Raw genomic sequence first — 18,293 nt, 5'->3', positions numbered from 1 at the left:
CTGGTAGTAGATATCCAATTGTGAGATTGGATTGCTGCATGACTGCACGTCTTGCTCGCCTGCTCATCGGTCTCATCCTCTACGGCGTTGGTTGCGGCGTCATGGTGCAGGCCCAGATCGGCGTGGATCCTTGGACGGTCTTCGCGCAGGGACTGTCGGTGCAGACGGGGGTGGGCATCGGATGGATCACGAACCTCGTCGGCCTGCTCGTGCTGCTGCTGTGGATTCCGCTGCGCCAACGGCCGGGCATCGGCACCCTTGCCAACATCCTCCTCGTCGGAACCAGCATGCAGCTGACGATCTTGGCGCTTCCGACGATGAATGGATTCGTGACGCAAGTGATCGTGTTCGTCGGCGGGATGGCGCTGGTCGCGCTGGCCTCGGGAATCTACATCGGAGCGCGTTTGGGGCCGGGGCCGCGCGATGGCCTCATGACCGGCATGAACTCCCGGCTCGGGTGGCCGGTGTGGGCATGTCGACTCACGATCGAGGCGACCGTGCTTCTGTTCGGGTGGCTCCTCGGCGGCACCGTGGGCATCGGCACGGTGCTGTTCGCAGCCGGCATCGGTCCCCTGGTCCACGTCGCTCTGCGACTGCTCGACGTGTCACGTCGCGGGGCCGCGGCCGAGGTCGACCCCGGTCGAGACCCGGTCGCGGCGGCGGGCGCCCCGCGCGTGGGCTGATCCGATCGCGCAGGGACGCGCGCCGTGGCGGTGCGGGCTGCGCAGCAGAGCGCCTAGTGCTGGCGGAACTGCGGCCAGTCGGACCCGGGAGCAAGGTGGCTGTGGAGGGCGCTCTTCGCGACCTCCATGGACGGATACGTGCCGACACTCGCGGTGGCGCCGGCGACCGTGGGCGTGTAGCCCTCCTCGCTCTTTCTCACCGTGCCGACGACGTTGCCGTCAGTGCCGTATGCGACCCACAAGGTGGATGATGCCGAGGTCATGATGACTCCTCTCGTCACCGCCGACGGTACGCGCTCGCGGCGGAACTATCGAGGGGTCGGCTCACCGTCATCCGACGAGCGACACTCCGAAGCCGGCCACCACCTGGCGCAGTTCGGTGAGGTAGCGCTGGGCCTGGTCGGTCAACGGCACCGCCGTGCGCCCGATCCATCCGATCTCGATCTGCTCGTCGACGTCGAGCGCAACGGCCACGATCTCGGGATCGAGGTCGTCGCTGATGATGCCCGTCGAGATGGTGTAACCGTTCAAGCCGATCATCAGGTTGAAGATCGTGGCGCGATCCGAGACGCGGATCTCGCGCGAGCTCGACAGCGTCGACAGGATCTCTTCGGCGAAGTAGAACGAGTTGTTCGCACCCTGATCGAACGTGAGTCGAGGCAACGATGAGAGGTCTTCGAGACTCACGCTCCGCTGCAGCGAGAGCGGGTTTCGGCGCGAGACGAAGACGTGGGGTGCGGCGACGAAGAGCGTGTGAAATGCCAGCCCCGAGTCGCGCAGGAGCTTTCCGATGACGTTGCGGTTGAACTCATTGCGAAACAGGATGCCGAGTTCGCTGCGCAGCGTGCGCACATCCTCGATGATGTCGAAGGTGCGCGTCTCCCGCAGCGAGAACTCGTACTCGGCGGCATCAGTTGCTCTGACCATGCGGACGAACGCGTCGACGGCGAAGGAGTAGTGCTGGGTGGAGACGCCCAGCAGGCGCCGCGAGGGAGCAGTGCCGAGGTAGCGCTGTTCGAGCAGTGCAGCCTGCTCGACGACCTGGCGGGCGTATCCGAGGAACTCGATGCCGTCGGTGGTCAGGCTCACTCCGCGCGCGGATCGCAGCAGCAGGTCGCGTCCGATCTTCTTCTCGAGGTCGCGCATCGCAGCGGACATCGTCGGCTGCGACACGAACAGCAGGTCGGCCGCCGCACTGATCGACCCCTCCGCAGCGACCTCGATGAAGTACTGGAGCTGTTGCAGCGTGATTCCCATCGGGGGTCGAGACATAGTCACAGACTATATAGGTGCATAGTTTGAGCGCATTACTCGATGACAGCACTCGTCCCGCATGCTCGGATCAGCATCATTCGCGGCCGTACCGGCCCCTGCCCAGGATTGGCCCTCGCATGGCGAACGACATCGCTTTCAGCATCACGACCACTCGTTTCGACGAGGACTACGCACCCGCCGCACATTCGCGTGTGACGACGAACTTCGCGAATCTGGCGCGTGGCGCCGGGCGCCGCCAGAACCTCCGCAACGCGCTCGCGATGATCGACCGTCGGTTCAACGAGCTCGCCGCCGGCGACGATCAGGGCGCCGAGCGCTATCGGGTCGAACTCGACATCGTCACGGTGCAGCTGCAATTCGACGACACGGCCGAGGCCGAGCGCTTCCCCATCATCGAGGTTCTCGACGTCGGCATCCTCGATCACCGCACGGGTGAGCGCCACCGCGGCATCGTCGGGAACAACTTCTCCTCATATCTGCGCGACTACGATTTCAGCGTCGTGCTGCCGGCAGCGACAGCTGCCGCGGGGACGTTCACCGTTCCGGAGGATTTCGGCATCCTGCACGGTGAGCTCTTCCAACGGTTCCTGGCGTCGGATGCCTACCGGCAGCGCTTCGCGGGCTCCCCGGTGATCTGCATCAGCGTGTCGACAAGCCGCACGTACCGCCGCACGGGCCTCGTGCACCCGGTACTCGGCACCGAGTACGTTCAGGATGCCTTCTCTCTCACCGACGATTACTTCGCCCGGATGGGTCTGCAGGTGCGCTACTTCATGCCGCGCGGCTCCGTCGCACCACTGGCGTTCTACTTCCGCGGCGACCTGCTGAACGACTTCTCCGATCTGCAACTGATCGGCACGATCGCGACGATGGAGACGTTCCAGAAGATCTATCGTCCCGAGGTGTACAACACACTCACCCCCGCCGGCGAGGTCTACCGTCCCACCCTGGACCATGTCGACTTCGTCCGCACCGAGATCGACTACGACCGTGAGGAGCGCAGCCAGCTGGCCGTCACCCAGGGCCGCTACGCCGAGGAGTACTTCGTGAAGCCCCACCTCCAGACCCTGGAACAGTGGATCGCCGGCGTGGCGGAGCCCGTCGCATGACCGGCGACGGCACCGTCCATCAGGCTCCTCTGCTGCCGGTGACGACGGTCGGCAGCCTCCCCAAGCCCGCCTGGCTCGCCGAGCCCGAGGTGCTCTGGTCGCCGTGGCAGCTGCACGGCGACGTGCTCGCCGATGGCAAACGCGACGCGCTGCGCGCCGTGGTGCACGAGCAGCAGCGGCGCGGCGTCGACATCATCACCGATGGCGAACAGACCCGTCAGCACTTCGTCACGACCTTCATCGAGCACCTCGACGGCGTCGACTTCGACAACCGCGAGACGGTGCGCATCCGCAACCGCTACGACGCCAGCGTGCCGACGGTGGTCGGCGCGGTCGGTCGTCGCGCGTCCGTCTTCGTCGAGGATGCCGCGTTCTTGCGCGGGCAGACCGACCTGCCCATCAAATGGGCTCTGCCAGGACCGATGACGATGATCGACACGTTGGCGGATCGGCACTATGGCAGCCGTGAAAAGCTCGCGTGGGAGTTCGCGACGATCCTCAATGAGGAGGCTCGCGAACTCGAAGCCGCCGGAGTGGACATCATCCAGTTCGACGAGCCGGCGTTCAACGTCTTCTTCGACGAGTTGAAGGACTGGGGAATCGCTGCGCTCGAACGCGCCGCGGAGGGCCTGCGCGTCGAGACCGCGGTGCACATCTGCTACGGGTACGGCATCAAGGCGAACACCGACTGGAAGGCGACACTCGGATCCGAGTGGCGTCAGTACGAGGAGTCCTTCCCTCTTCTGCAGCGCTCGCGTATCGATATCGTCTCGCTGGAGAGCCAGCACTCGAATGTGCCGATCGAGCTCATCGAACTCATCCGCGGCAAGAAGGTCATGCTCGGCGCCCTCGACGTGGCCAGCGCGCACGTCGAGACCCCGGAAGAGGTCGCGGCGGTGCTGCGGCGGGCGTTGCCGTTCGTCGACGCCGACAAGCTGATTCCGAGTTCGAACTGCGGGATGGCCCCGCTGTCACGGGAGGTCGCATTCGGCAAACTGAGCGCACTGTCCGCCGGAGCAGCACTCGTGCGCGCCGAGCTGGCAGGCGCGGACTCGTGACGGGCGGCTCGATGCGGTGCCCCCGGCAGGATTCGAACCTGCGACCAACGGATTAGAAGGCCGTCGCTCTTCCACTGAGCTACGGAGGCGCTCTCCCAGCGTACTGTGGTCGCCGGCCCGTCGCTGATCGTGACGCGTCGGCGCCGAGGTCGCAGGCCCTCATTAGGATGAACGCATGGTGAATGCCGCGGAGAACGATCGTCTCGTCTGGATCGATTGCGAGATGACCGGTCTCGACCTCGACGTCGACGAACTCGTCGAGATCGCGATCGTGGTCACCGACTTCGAGCTCAGCGTCCTCGACCCCGGCTTCCAGGTGGTGATCAAACCCGACGCCTCGGCGCTGGCGCACATGAACGATTTCGTCACGCGTATGCACGAGACCTCCGGGCTCCTCGCTGAGATCCCGGACGGTATCAGCCTGGCCGAGGCGGAGTTCGAAGCTCTCGAGTACATCCAGAGGTTCGCTCCCGAGGGCAAGGCGCCGCTTGCGGGAAACACGATCGGCACCGACCGGATGTTCCTTGCAAAGTACATGCCGCGTGTCGACCGCTGGCTCCATTACCGCAGCGTCGACGTCTCCAGCATCAAAGAGCTGTCTCGTCGCTGGTACCCGCGCGCGTACTTCAACGCGCCAGCGAAGGACGGTGGCCACCGGGCACTGGCCGACATCCTCGAGTCGATTCGTGAGCTGGCGTACTACCGGCAGGCCGTCTTCGTTCCGGAGCCGGGGCCCTCCAGCGACCAGGCACGCGACGCGGCGGCCGCCGTCGTGTCGTCGTATGCCTCCGGTGTGTAATACAATCGTCTGGTTGCCTGGAAGCAGGCGCATGGTGGCTATAGCTCAGTTGGTAGAGCACCGCGTTGTGGTCGCGGGGGTCGCGGGTTCAAGCCCCGTTAGCCACCCCACTTTCTCCCCGATCGGGATGTCGACATGATCGAGATGGACGCCGACGCGTTCGAAGCTCTCGTCTCCGACGAACTCGATCTGCTGCCCGAGCGCATGCTCGTCGGACTCGACAACGTCGTCTTCGTCGTCGAGGACCGGCCCGAGGACGGTTCCCTCGACCTGCTGGGTCTCTACGACGGTCTGGCGTTGACAGAGCGCGACCGTTACGGCACCGGGGAGCTGCCCGACCGGATCATCCTCTACCGTGAGCCGCATCTGCACGCCTGCGGATCGATCGCGGAGCTCCGGGACGAAGTGCACACCACACTGGTGCACGAGATCGCGCACTTCTACGGGATCGACGACGAGCGCCTGCACGAGTTGGGTTGGGCATGACGATTCCCCTCGAGGATGCCCGCCTGGAGGAGCGCTCGGAGGTGACCGGTCCCTGGCAGACGGTGGTCTGGAACGATCCGGTCAACTTGATGAGCTACGTCGTCCATGTCTTCCGCACCTACTTCGGTTACACCCGCGAGCATGCCGAGCGTCTGATGCTGCTGGTGCACCACGAGGGCCACGCGGTCGTCGCCGAAGGCGCACGTGAGCAGATGGAGCTCCACGTCCAGGCGATGCACGACTACGGCCTCTGGGCGACCGTCAGGAAGGCCGACACATGACGAGGGTGCGGATGGCGGTGTCCGCGCTGGAAGCCGCGCATCTCACGGACATCGTCCTGCAGTTCACGGATCTGCTCGCCGAGTCCATCGACGGAGTCGATGATCCGGGCGTCGCGCGCCTCGTTCCCGACGGCTACCGGGACGCTCCGGAGGATGCCGCGGAGTTTCGTCGTCTGACCCAGGACGACCTCCTCGATCGGCGTCGTGATGATGCGGCGCTGGTGCTGGCGACGCTGCAACGCGATGGCCAGACACGGCGTCCGCAAGACCTGGACCGCGCGGACGCCGAGGCCGAGGTGATCGTCGAACTGGATGCCGGTGCGGTCGCGGCGTGGTTGCGAACGTTGACCGCGGTGCGGCTGGTGATCGCGACACGCCTCGGGATCACCTCAGAAGAGGAGCAGGACGACGACCCCCGCTTCGGTGTCTACAACTGGCTGGGCTTCCGCCTCGACGGCCTGCTCCAGGCGATCGAGGACTGACCGCCCCCAGCCCTCACGGGACGTCGATGACGATCGTTGCGAGCGATTGCGGGCGATGCGCGCGGAGGTGCTCCTCTTCCTGGTCGGCCCAGCGACGCCAGTGCGGCCGGTAGGTGTCGCCGTCTCGAGCGAGCGCGCGATCGCGTCGCGCACTCTCGGGCGATTCCACCCACACGCGCACGTGCGCCAGAGGCGCGGTGCTCGGGGTGAGCACCCCTGCTCCCTCGAGGATCAGGGGGACGTCGGCGGGCGTCTCCACCTCGGCCCCCGGACGATCGGCTGCCCAGTCCCACCGTCGCCACACGGCCGCCCTTGCCTCGCTGACGGGGATCAGGATGAACTCCCGCGCCAGAGTTGAACCGGCCGAGAGCCCGTCCCACCCCGGATACAGCTCGTCGAGGCCGATCATGCTGACGGGGCGCCCCCACCGCTCGCGCACCCGTCGCGCGAGGGTCGATTTGCCCGCGCCGGAACGTCCGTCGATCAGGACGATCGGTGTGATCTCCGGCTCCAAGGCCGCAATGGCGGACTCAATGCGGTCGACCCCGCTCGTGAGCGCCGCATCGACCTCGTCAGCGCTTGAGGGCACGGATGATGCGGCTGAGCGTGCGTCCCGCGACCCACACGAAGGGGATCGCCACCGCGACCAGCGACACGAGGTTCGGCTCGAAACGCAGATCGTCGCCCTTGCGGATGTAGGCACCGAGGGGAACCGCGAAGCCGCCGCCGCCCCCGCCGTTGTTGCCGCTCTCATCCTCGCCGGCGCCGAAGCCCGACCACGACAGAGCCACGGGGATGAGGCGGATGCCGTCGACGTCCTGCTGCTCGCCGTAGACGCTGTTGACGCCGAGCGATGCCGACTGCTTGCCGAGTTCGAGTGCGAGATTGGGCATGTTCCCACCGTAGCCGGGAAGCTCACTCGGTGCGAGGGAGCCGCGGATTCGTCGGCAGAGCATTCACATCACGGCGCGGGCCGAGGACGCTCGCCCGGGTGACCGCTCCCCCGCCGAAACGCACACGCGCGTCGTCCAAGGCGGCGTCGACCCGCCGCCACTCGGCATCCTCATCCCAGAGCGGCACGGATCCACCGTCACCGCCGCGCAGCTTCTCTGCGCGCACGCCGATCAGGCGCACCGGCTGGCTCAGCTCCAGCGCGTCGAACAAGCCGATGGCGACGTCGCCGATCCGCTGGCCGACGTCCGACGGCTCTGCCAGCGACAGCGAGCGCGAAAGCGTGGTGAAGTCGGCATAGCGCAGCTTCAACGCGACGGTTCCGGCTCGCCAGCCTCCGTCGCGGAGACGCGCCGCGACGCGATCGGAGAGCCGGCGAAGCTCGCTGCGCAGGACTGCCGGGTCGGCGACGTCGGTGAGGAAGGTCTCCTCATGCCCGATGCTCTTCTCCGTGCGTTCCGTCTCGACGGCTCGGGGGTCGATGCCGTGCGCGAGTTGCCAGATGCGCTCCCCGCCGGCGGGTCCGAGTGCGCGATCCAGGACGGCCCGCGGCGAGGCGAGGATGTCGGAGACGAGCCGGATGCCGCGACCCTCCAGCGTCTCCGCGGCCTTCGGCCCCACCCCCCACAGCGCCGAGACGGGCAGCGCGGCGAGGAAGGCGGCGGTGTCGGGTTCGCTGACGATGAGCAGCCCGTCGGGCTTCGAGCGCGTGGAGGCGATCTTCGCCACATGCTTCGTGGCCGCCACCCCGACGCTGCAGATCAGTCCCGTCTCCGCTGTCACGCGGGCCCGGAGCATCCGGGCGATCTCCCCCGGAGTTCCCCAGAGCCGCCGTGCGCCGGACACGTCGAGGAACGCCTCATCGATCGAGAGCGGCTCCACGAGGGGGGTGATGTCGTGGAAGATCGCCATCACCTGACGTGACAGGCTCGCATACCGCTCGAAGTGCGGAGTGACCACGACGGCCTGCGGACACAACCGAAGAGCCTGTGCGACGCCCATTGCCGACCGCACGCCGAATCGACGAGCCTCGTAGGAGGCGCTGGAGACCACACCGCGTCCCTCCATACCGCCGACGATCAGCGGCTTGCCGGCCAGGGAGGGATCGTGGAGGACCTCGACCGACGCATAGAAGGCGTCCATGTCCACGTGAAGAATCCGGGTGCCGGTGTCGTCGGCACCGGGCGGCGAGACGACCCGCCCCGACCCGTCACCCCGTCCCATGAGTCCATTCTCGGTGACGCCGCCGACATCGCGGCGCCACCGAGAAGGCAGCGTGTGCGACTACTGCGCCGCGCGCTCCAGAACGAGCTCGCGGACGCGTGCGGCGTCGGCCTGACCCTTCATCGCTTTCATGACGGCGCCGATGACGGCACCGGCGGCCTGCACCTTGCCGTCGCGGATCTTCTCCAGCACGTCGGGCTGCGCGGCGAGAGCATCGTCGATCGCGGCGATCAGCGCGCCGTCGTCCGAGACGACCGCAAGAGCGCGTGCGTCGACGACCTGCTGCGGCGTGCCTTCGCCGGCGATGACGCCCTCGAGCACCTGACGCGCCAGCTTGTCGGTGAGCGTACCGGCGTCCACGAGCTGCTGCAGTGCGGCCACCGATGCGGGGGTGACGAGCGATGAAGCTTCGACTCCTTGAGCGTTGGCGATGCGAGAGATCTCGCTCATCCACCACTTGCGCGCGGCCGCAGGCGCAGCGCCCGCTGCGACGGTCGCGTCCACCTCGGCGAGCAGGCCCGCATTCACGATTCCCTGGAAATCGATGTCGGCGAAGCCCCACTCGGCCTTCAGACGTCGCCGACGCGCGGCGGGCGGCTCCGGAAGAGCAGCACGCAACGACTCGACCAGCGCGGAGGACGGCGCGACGGGCAGGAGGTCGGGCTCCGGGAAGTAACGGTAGTCGTCGGCATCCGACTTCGGACGCCCCGGAGAGGTCGTCCCGGTGTCTTCGTGCCAGTGTCGCGTCTCCTGCGTGATCGTCCCGCCGGCGGCGAGGATCGCCGCTTGACGCTGGATCTCGTAACGCACGGCGCGTTCGACCGAGCGCATCGAGTTGACGTTCTTCGTCTCGGTGCGCGTGCCGAGCTTCTCCTGCCCGCGCGGGCGCAGGGACACGTTCGCATCGCAGCGGAGGTTTCCGCGTTCCATGCGCGCCTCAGAGATGCCGAGCGAGAGCACCACGTCGCGAATCGCCCGCACGTACGCGGCGGCCAGCTCGGGTGCACGGTGTTCCGCGCCGAAGATCGGCTTGGTCACGATCTCCACGAGCGGGACGCCGGCGCGGTTGTAATCCACGAGCGAGTACTCCGCGCCCTGAATGCGGCCGGTGGAGCCGCCGACGTGCGTGAGCTTGCCGGCATCCTCCTCCATATGCGCCCGCTCGATGGGCACCTCGAAGACCGTCCCGTCGGTCAGTTCCACCTCGATCTGGCCCTCGAAGGCGATGGGCTCGTCGTACTGCGAGATCTGGTAGTTCTTGCCGAGGTCGGGGTAGAAGTAGTTCTTGCGCGCGAAGCGGCTCGATGGCGCGATCTGGCACCCGAGGGCGAGCCCGAGGCTGATCGAGAACCGCACCGCCGTCTCGTTGACCACCGGCAGCGACCCCGGAAGGCCCATGTCGACAGGCGCCACGAGGGTGTTGGGGGCGGCATCGTGGTTCGAAGCGTGCGCCGGATTTCCCGCGGGCGAGAACATCTTCGTCTCGGTGTTGAGCTCGACGTGCACCTCGAAGCCGAGCACGGGCTCGTAGAGCTTCAGTGCCTCGTCGAAGTCCATCAGTGCGGCCGTGGCCATCAGCGGTTCCCTCCCAGAAGCGGGGCACGGTCCAGCAGAGGACCACCCCACGAATCGACGAGCAATGCCTCGGCAGCGGCGCCGACTCGGTACAGACGGGCGTCCTCCCGCGCCGGCGCGATGAACTGGATGCCGACGGGCAGCCCGTCCTCCTCTGCCAGACCCGACGGAATCGAAATGCCGGGGACGCCGGCCAGGTTCACCGGAATCGTGGTGACATCGTTGAGGTACATCTGCAGCGGGTCATCGATCTTCTCGCCGAGCTTGAACGCAGTGGTGGGAGCCGACGGCGTCGCGATGACATCGACCTGAGCGAACGCCGCGTCGAAGTCGCGCTGGATGAGCGTACGCACCTTCTGGGCGCTGCCGTAGTAGGCATCGTAGTATCCGGCCGACAGCGCGTAGGTGCCGAGAATGATGCGACGCTTCACCTCCTCGCCGAAGCCGGCGTCTCGAGTGGCAGCCATGACGTCTTCGACCGTGCCGCCCGGGACGTCGACTCGCAGGCCGAAACGGACGGAGTCGAATTTGGCGAGGTTGCTCGACGCCTCCGCGGGAAGGATCAGGTAATACGCGGCGACGCCGTACTCGAAGTGCGGGGCGCTGACCTCAACGATCTCCGCGCCCTGCGCTTCGAGGAGCGCCAGCGCCGCGCGGAACGATGCCGACACGCCGGCCTGGAAGCCGCTGTCGGGCAGCTCGCGAATCACGCCGACCTTCAGCCCCGCAAGACCGGCGCCGGCGGCGCCTTCGCGTGCGGCCGCCGCAAAGGAGGGCCAGCTGTCGGTCAGCGACGTCGCGTCGTGCGGGTCGTGGCCGCCGATGACGTCGTGCAGGAGCGCCGAGTCGAGCACGGTGCGCGAGACCGGACCGACCTGGTCGAGTGAGGACGCCAGCGCGATGGCGCCGAACCGGCTCACCCCGCCGTAGGTCGGCTTCATGCCGACGGTTCCCGTGACGTGCGCCGGCTGGCGGATCGATCCGCCCGTGTCCGAGCCGAGAGCCAGCGGAGCCTCGAAGGCGGCGACGGCGGCCGCCGATCCGCCCCCGGAGCCTCCGGGGATGCGATCGAGGTCCCACGGGTTGTGGGTGGGACCGTACGCCGAATGCTCCGTCGACGATCCCATGGCGAACTCATCCATGTTCGTCTTCCCCAGGGGCACCAGGCCGGCGGCGCGCGAACGCGCGACGACGGTGGCGTCGTAGGGCGACAGGAATCCCTCCAGGATCTTCGAGCCGCTCGTAGAGGGCATGTCTGTCGTGACGAGCACGTCCTTGATCGCGAGGGGAACTCCCGCGAGCTCGCCCAGGGCTTCACCGGCGGCGCGGCGGCGATCGATGTCGGCGGCAACCTCGAGGGCGTGGTCACTCACGTGCAGGAAGGCGTGCACATCGCCGTCGACGGCGGCGATCCGGTCGAGGTGGGCCCGCGTCGCTTCGACGCCGGACACGTCACCGGAGGCCAGTCGTGCGGCCAGGTCTGCGGCGTTCAGCCGTGTGAGATCGGTCACTGCTCCTCCCCCAGAATCGCCGTGACACGGAAGCGCCCGTCGGCGGCGTCTGGCGCGTTCTGCAGCACCTGCTCCACCGTCAGCATCTGGCCGACGACGTCGGGACGGAAGACGTTCTCGAGCGGGAGGGGATGGCTCGTCGCGGGGACGTCGGGCGTTGCCACCTCGGACACCTTCGCGATGTTGTCGACGATCACCGAGAGCTGCCCCGTCAGGCGCTGCACCTCGTGCTCGTCGAGCTGAATCCGGGCCAGAACGCCGAGATGGCGAACGAGTTCAGGGGTGATTTCAGACACCCGTCGATTCTAGTCGGCCCCCTTCGGCCCGCTTCTCACGGCCGATAGGCTGGCCCGCGTGAGTGCCGCTGCCCCGTACGACCCGCCCCGCCCGTGGATCGCCAGCTACGCCGCCGGAGTCCCCGATGATCTCGAACCGGTCACCGGCTCGCTCCTGGACATCGTCACGGCATCGGCGCGTGACTACCCGGATGCGCCGGCGCTGCAATTCTTCGGTCGCACGACCTCGTACCGCGACCTCGTCGAGGCGATCGATCGCGTGGCGGCGGGTCTCCGAGAGCGTGGGGTCGGCAAAGGCGACACGGTCGCGATCGTACTGCCCAACTGTCCCCAGCACATCATCGCCTTCTACGCGATTCTGCGCCTCGGCGCCATCGCGGTGGAGCACAATCCGCTCTACACTCCACGGGAGCTGCGCAAGCAGTTCGAAGACCACGGGGCGCGCACGGCCATCGTCTGGAGCAAGGTCGCCGCCACCGTGCAAGCGTTCCCCGCCGATCTCGCCGTCACCACGCTGGTCAGCGTCGACATCACGACCGCCATGCCGCTCTCGCTGCGTCTCGCGCTGCGGCTTCCCGTCGCGAAGGCCCGTCAGTCGCGCGACGCGCTCACCACGCGCGTGTCGCACGCCGTGCCCTGGGAACACCTGGCACGCAGCGAAGCACTGGCGGCATCCTTCCCCGGTCCGGTCACCGACGACGTCGCCATCATCCAGTACACGAGCGGAACGACGGGAACGCCGAAAGGCGCGGTGCTCACCCACCGCAACCTCCTGGCCAACGCCCGGCAGGCTCAAGCGTGGGTCCCGTCGATCCAGCGCGGCAAGGGATGCGTCGTGTATGCGGTGCTGCCGATGTTCCACGCCTACGGGCTGACCCTGTGCCTCACTTTCGCGATGTCGATGGGTGCCCGTCTGGTGCTGTTTCCCCGCTTCGAACCCGCGATGGTCCTCGAAGTGACGAAGAAGCACCCGGCGACGTTCTTGCCGCTGGTGCCGCCGATCGCCGATCGACTGCTCGCCGCGGCGCGCGCCGAGGGCGTCTCCTTGGCCGGCACGGAGGTCGCCATCTCCGGAGCGATGGCGTTGCCGCATGATCTCGTCGTGCCGTTCGAGCGGGCGACGGGTGGCTACCTCGTCGAGGGCTACGGGCTGTCCGAGTGCTCGCCGGTTCTCATGGCGAACCCGGTCGCCGACAATCGCAAGGCGGGAACGGTCGGACTCCCCCTCCCCGGCACCGAGTGTCGCGTGGTCGATCCGGACGATCCCACCGTGGACATGCCCTCCGGTGAGCGGGGCGAGCTGATCGTGCGGGGCCCGCAGGTCTTCCAGGGCTACTACGGCAAGCCGGAAGCCACCGAGGAGGTCTTCGTGGACGGGTGGTTCCGCACCGGCGACATCGTCCAGATCGACGACGAGGGGTTCGTGCGCATCGTGGATCGCATCAAGGAGCTCATCATCACCGGCGGGTTCAATGTGGCGCCCACCGAAGTCGAGAACGCACTGAGGCAGCACCCGCGCGTGGTGGATGCCGCTGTCGTGGGCCTGCCAAGCGAGCATTCGGGCGAAGAGGTCGTCGCCGCCGTGGTGCTCGACGGGTCTGGAGCCGACGTCGACACGGACTCCATCCGGGACTACGCCCGCAGCATCCTCACGCCCTACAAGGTCCCCCGCCGGATCTTCATCGTCGACGAACTGCCGAAGTCGCTGATCGGAAAGGTGCTGCGTCGCCAGGTGCGTGAGTCCTTGCTCGAGCTCACGCATCCCGGAGGAGACTGAGCCGATCAGCCCGCGTCGGGATCGAGTGCCCCGAGCGCGGCGGGCCCCTGCTCGACGAGGATGCGAAACTGCGCGGCATCGATGATGCGGATGCCGAGTTCCTCCGCCTTGGTGAGTTTCGAGCCCGCGCCCGGGCCTGCGGCGACGAAGTCGGTCTTCTTCGACACGGACGAGGCTGCTTTCCCGCCAGCGGCAATGATCGCCTCCTGCGCGCCCTCTCGGGTGTAGCCCTCCAGCGTGCCGGTCGCAACGACCGTGACACCCTCGAGCACGCCGCCGGCGGCGACGGCAGCTCCCGGGCCGGGGTGACCTGGAATCTCCAAGACCGCGCCCGCCGCCGCCCAGCGTTCCACGATCTCCTGATGCCAGTCGACGGCGAACCATTCCAGGAGCGAGTCCGCGATGATGCCGCCGACGCCGTCGACGTCGGCGAGAGCGTCGCGCTCGGCCGCGCGGATCGCGTCCAGCGAACCGAACCACTGCGCGAGTGCCCGCGCGGCGACCGGGCCGACGTGGCGGATGTTCAACGCGACCAGAAACCGCCACAGGTCCTTCGTCTTGGCCTTCTCGAGTTCCTCGAGAAGGGTGAGCGCCTGGGCCGACGGCTGGGGACCTGTGAGTCCCTCCTTCTTCTCCGCCGACGAGGGCTGGCGACGGAAGGGCGCGCGGGTGATCGGTTCGCCGCTGTCGTCATCGAGTTTGGCCTCCCCCGTTTCGCTGTCGCGGACGATCACCTCGATCGGGACGAGCTGTTCGAGTGTGAGGTCGAACAGACCGGCCTCGGTGATCAGCGGGGGCACGGCGGGAACCGACGGCTGCGTCAAGGCCGCTGCGGTGACCTCGCCGAGGGCTTCGATGTCGAGGGCGCCACGGGAGCCGATGTGCTCGACGCGGCCCCGAACCTGGGCGGGACAGGCGCGCGTGTTGGGGCAGCGCAGGTCGATGTCGCCGTCTTTCGCGGGTGCCAGCGTCGAGCCGCATTCCGGGCACCGGGTCGGCATGACGAATGCCCGCTCCGTGCCGTCGCGCAGCTCGACCACGGGACCGAGCACCTCGGGAATGACATCGCCGGCTTTGCGCAGCACGACGGTGTCACCGATGAGAACTCCCTTGGACACGACGACGTCCTGGTTGTGAAGCGTCGCCTGCCGGACGACCGAGCCCGCGACGCGGGCGGGAGCCATCACGGCGAAGGGTGTCGCCCGGCCGGTGCGGCCGACCGAGACGACGATGTCCAGCAACTTCGTGTTGACCTGCTCCGGCGGGTACTTGTACGCGATGGCCCATCGCGGGGCACGACTGGTCGCGCCCAGCTCGCCGTGCAACGCCAGCTCGTCGACCTTGACCACGACGCCGTCGATCTCGTGCTCGACGTCGTGGCGATGCTCGCCGTAGTACGCGACGAACGCCGTCACGCCGTCGATGTCGTCCGCGGTGCGGAAAGACGTGCTTGTCGGCAGCCCCCACGTCGCGAGCAGGGCGTAGACCTCGCTCTGCGAGGACACGGGTGGCGCCGGCCACGCCCCGATCCCATGGACGAGCAGCCGCAGCGAGGCGAGCCGGGCGCGTCCGGCTTCGAGCTCCATGCCGCTTTTCTTGTCGAGTTGCTGGCGAAGGCCGCCGCTGGCCGCGTTTCGCGGGTTCGCGAATGCCGGGAATCGGCGGGCGGCGCTTCGGGTGAGCTTCTCCTCGTCGCCTCCGCGCTCACGACCGTCCGTGATGACACGCTCGCGCAACCGGGCCTGGAGAGCGTTGAGTTCGTCGAAGGCCGCGACGGGGATGTAGACCTCGCCGCGCACCTCCACGATCGGAGGATGCCCTTCACCCGCGAGTCGTGCAGGAATGCCCGCGACCTGGAGCGCATTGACGGTGACGTCCTCGCCCACTCGTCCGTCGCCGCGGGTGGCGGCCGACACGAGAACGCCGTGCTCGTAGCGGAGATTGATGGCCAGGCCGTCGATCTTCAGCTCCAGCAGCCAACGGACGTGTCGTCCCGCGGCAGCCGATGTCTTCGTGCACCAGTCTCGCAGCTCGTCCGCGCTGAAGACGTTGTCGAGGCTGAGCATGCGCTCGGCGTGTTCGACGGGCGCGAACATCGAGCTCTGCGCCGCGCCCACCGACTGCGTCGGCGAATCCTGTCCCTGCACCTCGGGGAAGGCGCGCTCCACTGCTTCGAGCCGCCGCATCCACCCGTCGTAGGTCGCGTCGTCGACGATCTCGGCGTCGCGCCCGTAGTACGCGTCGCGGGCGCCGAGGATGAGGTCGGTCAATCGCTCCGCGTCGAGGCGGGCGTCGTCGAGGTTCGTCGGAAGGGAGACTTCATCATCCGTCACCCGGCCAGTGTAGGTGGGGCGGCCGACATCGCCCTGCCCCGTGCGCGCCGCGCGTGGCCCGGTGCCCGCGGTCGCACGCTGACGGGGGTCGAGCTCAACCCGCGATGGGGACGGCCGAGACCGTGCGGTCGACCGTGAATTGCCCGATCACCCGCGTGCCGTCGTAGAGCACCGCGGTCTGACCCGGCGCGACGCCGTCGAAGGGCGCATCCGGGCGCACCGTGACGATGCCGTCGCGGATCACGGCCGACGCCCTCACGGGGTCGGCGTGGGCGCGGATCTGCACCTGGCAGGGGAACTCGGCATCCTGCGGCGCTCGGCCGGCCCAGCTGTGGCGAGAGCCGGAGATCTCCGCCGTGGCCAGCGCCTCCTTCGGACCGACGACGACCGTGTTCGAGACGGGACGGACCTCGAGGACGAATCGCGGCTTGCCATCGGACGCGGGAACGCCCAGCTGCAGACCGCGACGCTGTCCGACCGTGTACCCGTGCGCGCCGTCGTGGCTTCCCACGACCGCGCCGTCACGGTCGATGATGTCGCCGCGCGCGGTGCCGACCTTTTCGGCAAGCCACCCGCGGGTATCGCCGTCGGGGATGAAGCAGATGTCGTGGCTGTCGGGCTTCTGGGCGACCGTCAGGCCGCGCTCTGCTGCTTCGGCACGGACGAGGGCCTTGGAGGGCGTCGCCCCCAGCGGAAAGTAGGTGTGGGCCAGCTGTGAGGCCGTCAGCACCCCCAAGACGTAGGACTGGTCCTTGGCCTCGTCGCTCGCCCGGTGCAGTTCGCGTCCGTCGGGTGTATCGACGATCATCGCGTAGTGACCGGTGCACACCGCGTCGAACCCGAGCTCGAGCGCACGCTCGAGCAGAGCTGCGAACTTGATCTTCTCGTTGCAGCGCATGCACGGGTTCGGCGTCCGACCCGCGCGATACTCGGCGATGAAATCGTCGATGACGTCGTCGCGGAACCGCTCGGAGAAATCCCAGACGTAGAAGGGGATGCCGAGCCGATCGGCCGCCCGGCGCGCATCCATCGCGTCTTCGATCGTGCAGCAGCCGCGGCTTCCCGTTCGCAGGGTGCCACCGGCACGCGAGAGGGCGAGATGGACGCCGACGACGTCGTGACCGGCATCCACGGCGCGCGCAGCGGCCACGGCGGAATCGACGCCGCCGCTCATGGCCGCCAGGATACGCATCGCTCCAGTCTACGAGGGCTGCACGCCCGCGGCTCCGAGTCCTCGCGGCCGGGCGGCACTGGTTGCCCGGGCATAGGCCAGCGGAAGCGCCGCGATCAGAGCATCGACATCACTCGGCGCGGTGGTGCGGCCGAGGGTGATCCGCAGCACCGAGCGCGCGACGGCCTCGTCGCGCCCCAGAGCGAGGACGACGTGCGAGGGTTCAGCGACACCGGCCTGGCACGCAGACCCGGTCGAGACCGAGATCCCTTCCTGATCGAGAAGGAACAGCAACGTCTCCCCCATCGCGCCCGGCAGATGGACGTGCACATTGCCTGCCAGGCGATCTCGGGCATCGCCCAGCAACTCGGCCTGCGGGATCGCGGCCCGGATGCCGGACAGCAGCCGATCTCCCAGCGCCGCCAGCCGTGTCTGTTCGCTGACGCGTTCGGTCTCGGCGTCTTCGAGGGCGACGGCGAGCGCCGCGGCTCCGGCGATGTCCGGCGTGCCCGAGCGCAGTCCGCGTTGCTGGCCTCCGCCGTGCAGCAGCGCTGCGATGCGGGCATGGCGTGAGACGACGACGGCGCCCGTTCCGACGGGAGCACCGACCTTGTGCCCCGAGATGCTGAGGGCCACCAGACCGGCGCCCGGTGGGGCATCGCCGCGCCACGTGGAGAAGGACACCGGCAGGTGACCCATCGCCGCGACGGCGTCGAGGTGCAGCGGCACGTCGGCGGCCGCGGCGGATGCCGCCAGCTGAGCGGCATCCTGGACCGTACCCACCTCGTTGTTGGCGACCAGCGCGGTCGCCAGGGCCGCGGGGTCGGGGGCGCTCAGCGCCGTTCGGAATCGGTCGAGAGGAATGTGCCCGACTGAATCGAGAGCGACCGCGCGCACGCGGGCGCCCCGCAGGCGCAGCCAATCCACGGTGTCCACGCTCGCATGGTGCTCGCCGTCGGGCAGGACGACGGCGTCTCGATCATCGGGCTTGCTCCACCACAGACCCTTCAGCGCCAGGTTGATGCCTTCGGTCCCCCCGGAGGTGAGCACCACCTCGATCGGGTCGCAGCCGAGCACGGCGGCGATGCGCTCGCGCGACTCCTCCAGCAGTCGTCGTGCGGCCTGTCCGGCACCGTGCACCGAGGACGCATTGCCCGTCAGCGTCGCCGCCGCCATCCATGCGACGCGGGCGCTGTCACGCAGGGGCGCCGACGCCGCATGGTCGAGGTAGATCGACATGACGCTCCCGCCCTCGTGACGACGCGGACTCACCGCGTCACTA

The 18,293-nt window shown here is 68.2% G+C and carries 19 protein-coding genes and 2 tRNA genes; 9 read left to right on the top strand and 12 right to left on the bottom strand.

What is annotated here, in order from left to right:
* Window positions 1–38: 38 nt before the first annotated feature.
* The gene (locus tag CEP17_RS04545) at window positions 39–683 is read left to right on the top strand and encodes a hypothetical protein (RefSeq protein WP_239498586.1); all 645 of its coding nucleotides are present in this window, start codon (window positions 39–41) and stop codon (window positions 681–683) included.
* A 53-nt stretch (window positions 684–736) separates the two neighbouring features.
* Here the strand turns inward: CEP17_RS04545 and CEP17_RS04540 are convergent, their stop codons facing one another.
* Window positions 737–946, bottom strand: coding sequence for a hypothetical protein (locus tag CEP17_RS04540; protein ID WP_036285410.1), 210 nt, complete (start codon window positions 944–946; stop codon window positions 737–739).
* A gap of 67 nt (window positions 947–1,013) precedes the next feature.
* Complete coding sequence (locus CEP17_RS04535; protein WP_112931426.1) at window positions 1,014–1,955, bottom strand: LysR family transcriptional regulator; 942 nt, start codon at window positions 1,953–1,955, stop codon at window positions 1,014–1,016.
* Window positions 1,956–2,074: 119 nt separating this feature from the next.
* Between CEP17_RS04535 and CEP17_RS04530 the strand changes: the two genes are divergently transcribed.
* Both CEP17_RS04530 and CEP17_RS04525 read left to right on the top strand, forming a co-directional pair.
* A complete protein-coding gene (locus CEP17_RS04530) occupies window positions 2,075–3,067 on the top strand; it encodes a putative oxygenase MesX (protein WP_112931425.1) in 993 nt (330 codons plus the stop codon).
* The gene (locus CEP17_RS04525; RefSeq protein ID WP_112931424.1) at window positions 3,064–4,125 is read left to right on the top strand and encodes a methionine synthase; all 1,062 of its coding nucleotides are present in this window, start codon (window positions 3,064–3,066) and stop codon (window positions 4,123–4,125) included. Before CEP17_RS04530 ends, CEP17_RS04525 begins: the two co-directional genes overlap by 4 nt.
* A 17-nt stretch (window positions 4,126–4,142) precedes the next feature.
* On the opposite strand, the gene CEP17_RS04520 is transcribed toward CEP17_RS04525, so the two are convergent.
* Window positions 4,143–4,214 (bottom strand) — tRNA-Arg (locus CEP17_RS04520).
* An 86-nt stretch (window positions 4,215–4,300) separates the two neighbouring features.
* Between CEP17_RS04520 and orn the strand changes: the two genes are divergently transcribed.
* The 5 genes from orn to CEP17_RS04495 all read left to right on the top strand — a co-directional run bounded on the left by orn (window position 4,301) and on the right by CEP17_RS04495 (window position 6,173).
* Entirely contained in the window at window positions 4,301–4,924 is a 624-nt protein-coding gene (gene orn, locus CEP17_RS04515; protein ID WP_112931423.1) for an oligoribonuclease, read from the top strand.
* 34 nt (window positions 4,925–4,958) lie between these two features.
* Window positions 4,959–5,034: transfer RNA gene (locus CEP17_RS04510), tRNA-His, on the top strand.
* A gap of 25 nt (window positions 5,035–5,059) precedes the next feature.
* Window positions 5,060–5,410, top strand: a complete 351-nt coding sequence (locus CEP17_RS04505; protein WP_036316694.1) for a metallopeptidase family protein — start codon at window positions 5,060–5,062, stop codon at window positions 5,408–5,410.
* The gene (gene clpS, locus CEP17_RS04500) at window positions 5,407–5,691 is read left to right on the top strand and encodes an ATP-dependent Clp protease adapter ClpS (protein WP_112931422.1); all 285 of its coding nucleotides are present in this window, start codon (window positions 5,407–5,409) and stop codon (window positions 5,689–5,691) included. The genes CEP17_RS04505 and clpS overlap by 4 nt, the downstream gene beginning before the upstream one ends.
* Window positions 5,688–6,173: a DUF2017 family protein gene (locus CEP17_RS04495; protein WP_112931421.1), complete on the top strand. Its 486-nt coding sequence runs from the start codon at window positions 5,688–5,690 to the stop codon at window positions 6,171–6,173. Before clpS ends, CEP17_RS04495 begins: the two co-directional genes overlap by 4 nt.
* Window positions 6,174–6,186: 13 nt before the next feature.
* Here CEP17_RS04495 and CEP17_RS04490 read toward each other — a convergent pair whose 3' ends face one another.
* From CEP17_RS04490 to gatC, 6 genes are read right to left on the bottom strand one after another with little or no spacing between them, the layout of a single operon-like run.
* The gene (locus CEP17_RS04490) at window positions 6,187–6,762 is read right to left on the bottom strand and encodes an aminobenzoate synthetase (protein WP_036285384.1); all 576 of its coding nucleotides are present in this window, start codon (window positions 6,760–6,762) and stop codon (window positions 6,187–6,189) included.
* Window positions 6,746–7,066: a hypothetical protein gene (locus CEP17_RS04485; RefSeq protein ID WP_036285382.1), complete on the bottom strand. Its 321-nt coding sequence runs from the start codon at window positions 7,064–7,066 to the stop codon at window positions 6,746–6,748. The genes CEP17_RS04490 and CEP17_RS04485 overlap by 17 nt, the downstream gene beginning before the upstream one ends.
* Before the next feature lie 22 nt (window positions 7,067–7,088).
* The gene (gene dinB / locus CEP17_RS04480) at window positions 7,089–8,348 is read right to left on the bottom strand and encodes a DNA polymerase IV (RefSeq protein WP_112931420.1); all 1,260 of its coding nucleotides are present in this window, start codon (window positions 8,346–8,348) and stop codon (window positions 7,089–7,091) included.
* Between the two features lie 60 nt (window positions 8,349–8,408).
* Window positions 8,409–9,923 (bottom strand): Asp-tRNA(Asn)/Glu-tRNA(Gln) amidotransferase subunit GatB, encoded by a 1,515-nt coding sequence (gatB, locus tag CEP17_RS04475; RefSeq protein WP_112931419.1) that lies wholly within the window; start codon window positions 9,921–9,923, stop codon window positions 8,409–8,411.
* Window positions 9,923–11,434 carry an Asp-tRNA(Asn)/Glu-tRNA(Gln) amidotransferase subunit GatA gene (gene gatA, locus CEP17_RS04470; protein ID WP_112931418.1) on the bottom strand — a complete coding sequence of 504 codons (1,512 nt, stop codon included), beginning with the start codon at window positions 11,432–11,434 and terminating at the stop codon, window positions 9,923–9,925. The genes gatB and gatA overlap by 1 nt, the downstream gene beginning before the upstream one ends.
* Complete coding sequence (gatC, locus tag CEP17_RS04465) at window positions 11,431–11,730, bottom strand: Asp-tRNA(Asn)/Glu-tRNA(Gln) amidotransferase subunit GatC (protein ID WP_036285370.1); 300 nt, start codon at window positions 11,728–11,730, stop codon at window positions 11,431–11,433. Before gatC ends, gatA begins: the two co-directional genes overlap by 4 nt.
* A 58-nt stretch (window positions 11,731–11,788) precedes the next feature.
* Here gatC and CEP17_RS04460 point away from each other — a divergent pair, with 58 nt between their 5' ends.
* Entirely contained in the window at window positions 11,789–13,507 is a 1,719-nt protein-coding gene (locus CEP17_RS04460; protein ID WP_112931417.1) for a long-chain-fatty-acid--CoA ligase, read from the top strand.
* A gap of 5 nt (window positions 13,508–13,512) precedes the next feature.
* Here the strand turns inward: CEP17_RS04460 and ligA are convergent, their stop codons facing one another.
* The 3 genes from ligA to CEP17_RS04445 all read right to left on the bottom strand — a co-directional run bounded on the left by ligA (window position 13,513) and on the right by CEP17_RS04445 (window position 18,250).
* Window positions 13,513–15,840 carry an NAD-dependent DNA ligase LigA gene (gene ligA / locus CEP17_RS04455; protein ID WP_112931416.1) on the bottom strand — a complete coding sequence of 776 codons (2,328 nt, stop codon included), beginning with the start codon at window positions 15,838–15,840 and terminating at the stop codon, window positions 13,513–13,515.
* A gap of 94 nt (window positions 15,841–15,934) precedes the next feature.
* Window positions 15,935–17,032 (bottom strand): tRNA 2-thiouridine(34) synthase MnmA, encoded by a 1,098-nt coding sequence (gene mnmA, locus CEP17_RS04450; RefSeq protein ID WP_112931415.1) that lies wholly within the window; start codon window positions 17,030–17,032, stop codon window positions 15,935–15,937.
* A 9-nt stretch (window positions 17,033–17,041) separates the two neighbouring features.
* Complete coding sequence (locus CEP17_RS04445; RefSeq protein ID WP_112931414.1) at window positions 17,042–18,250, bottom strand: cysteine desulfurase family protein; 1,209 nt, start codon at window positions 18,248–18,250, stop codon at window positions 17,042–17,044.
* Between the last annotated feature and the right edge of the window lie 43 nt (window positions 18,251–18,293).

The organism is Microbacterium sp. PM5 (assembly GCF_003293595.1).
Classification (GTDB): domain Bacteria; phylum Actinomycetota; class Actinomycetes; order Actinomycetales; family Microbacteriaceae; genus Microbacterium.
This window is presented reverse-complemented; position numbering and strand designations above follow the sequence as displayed.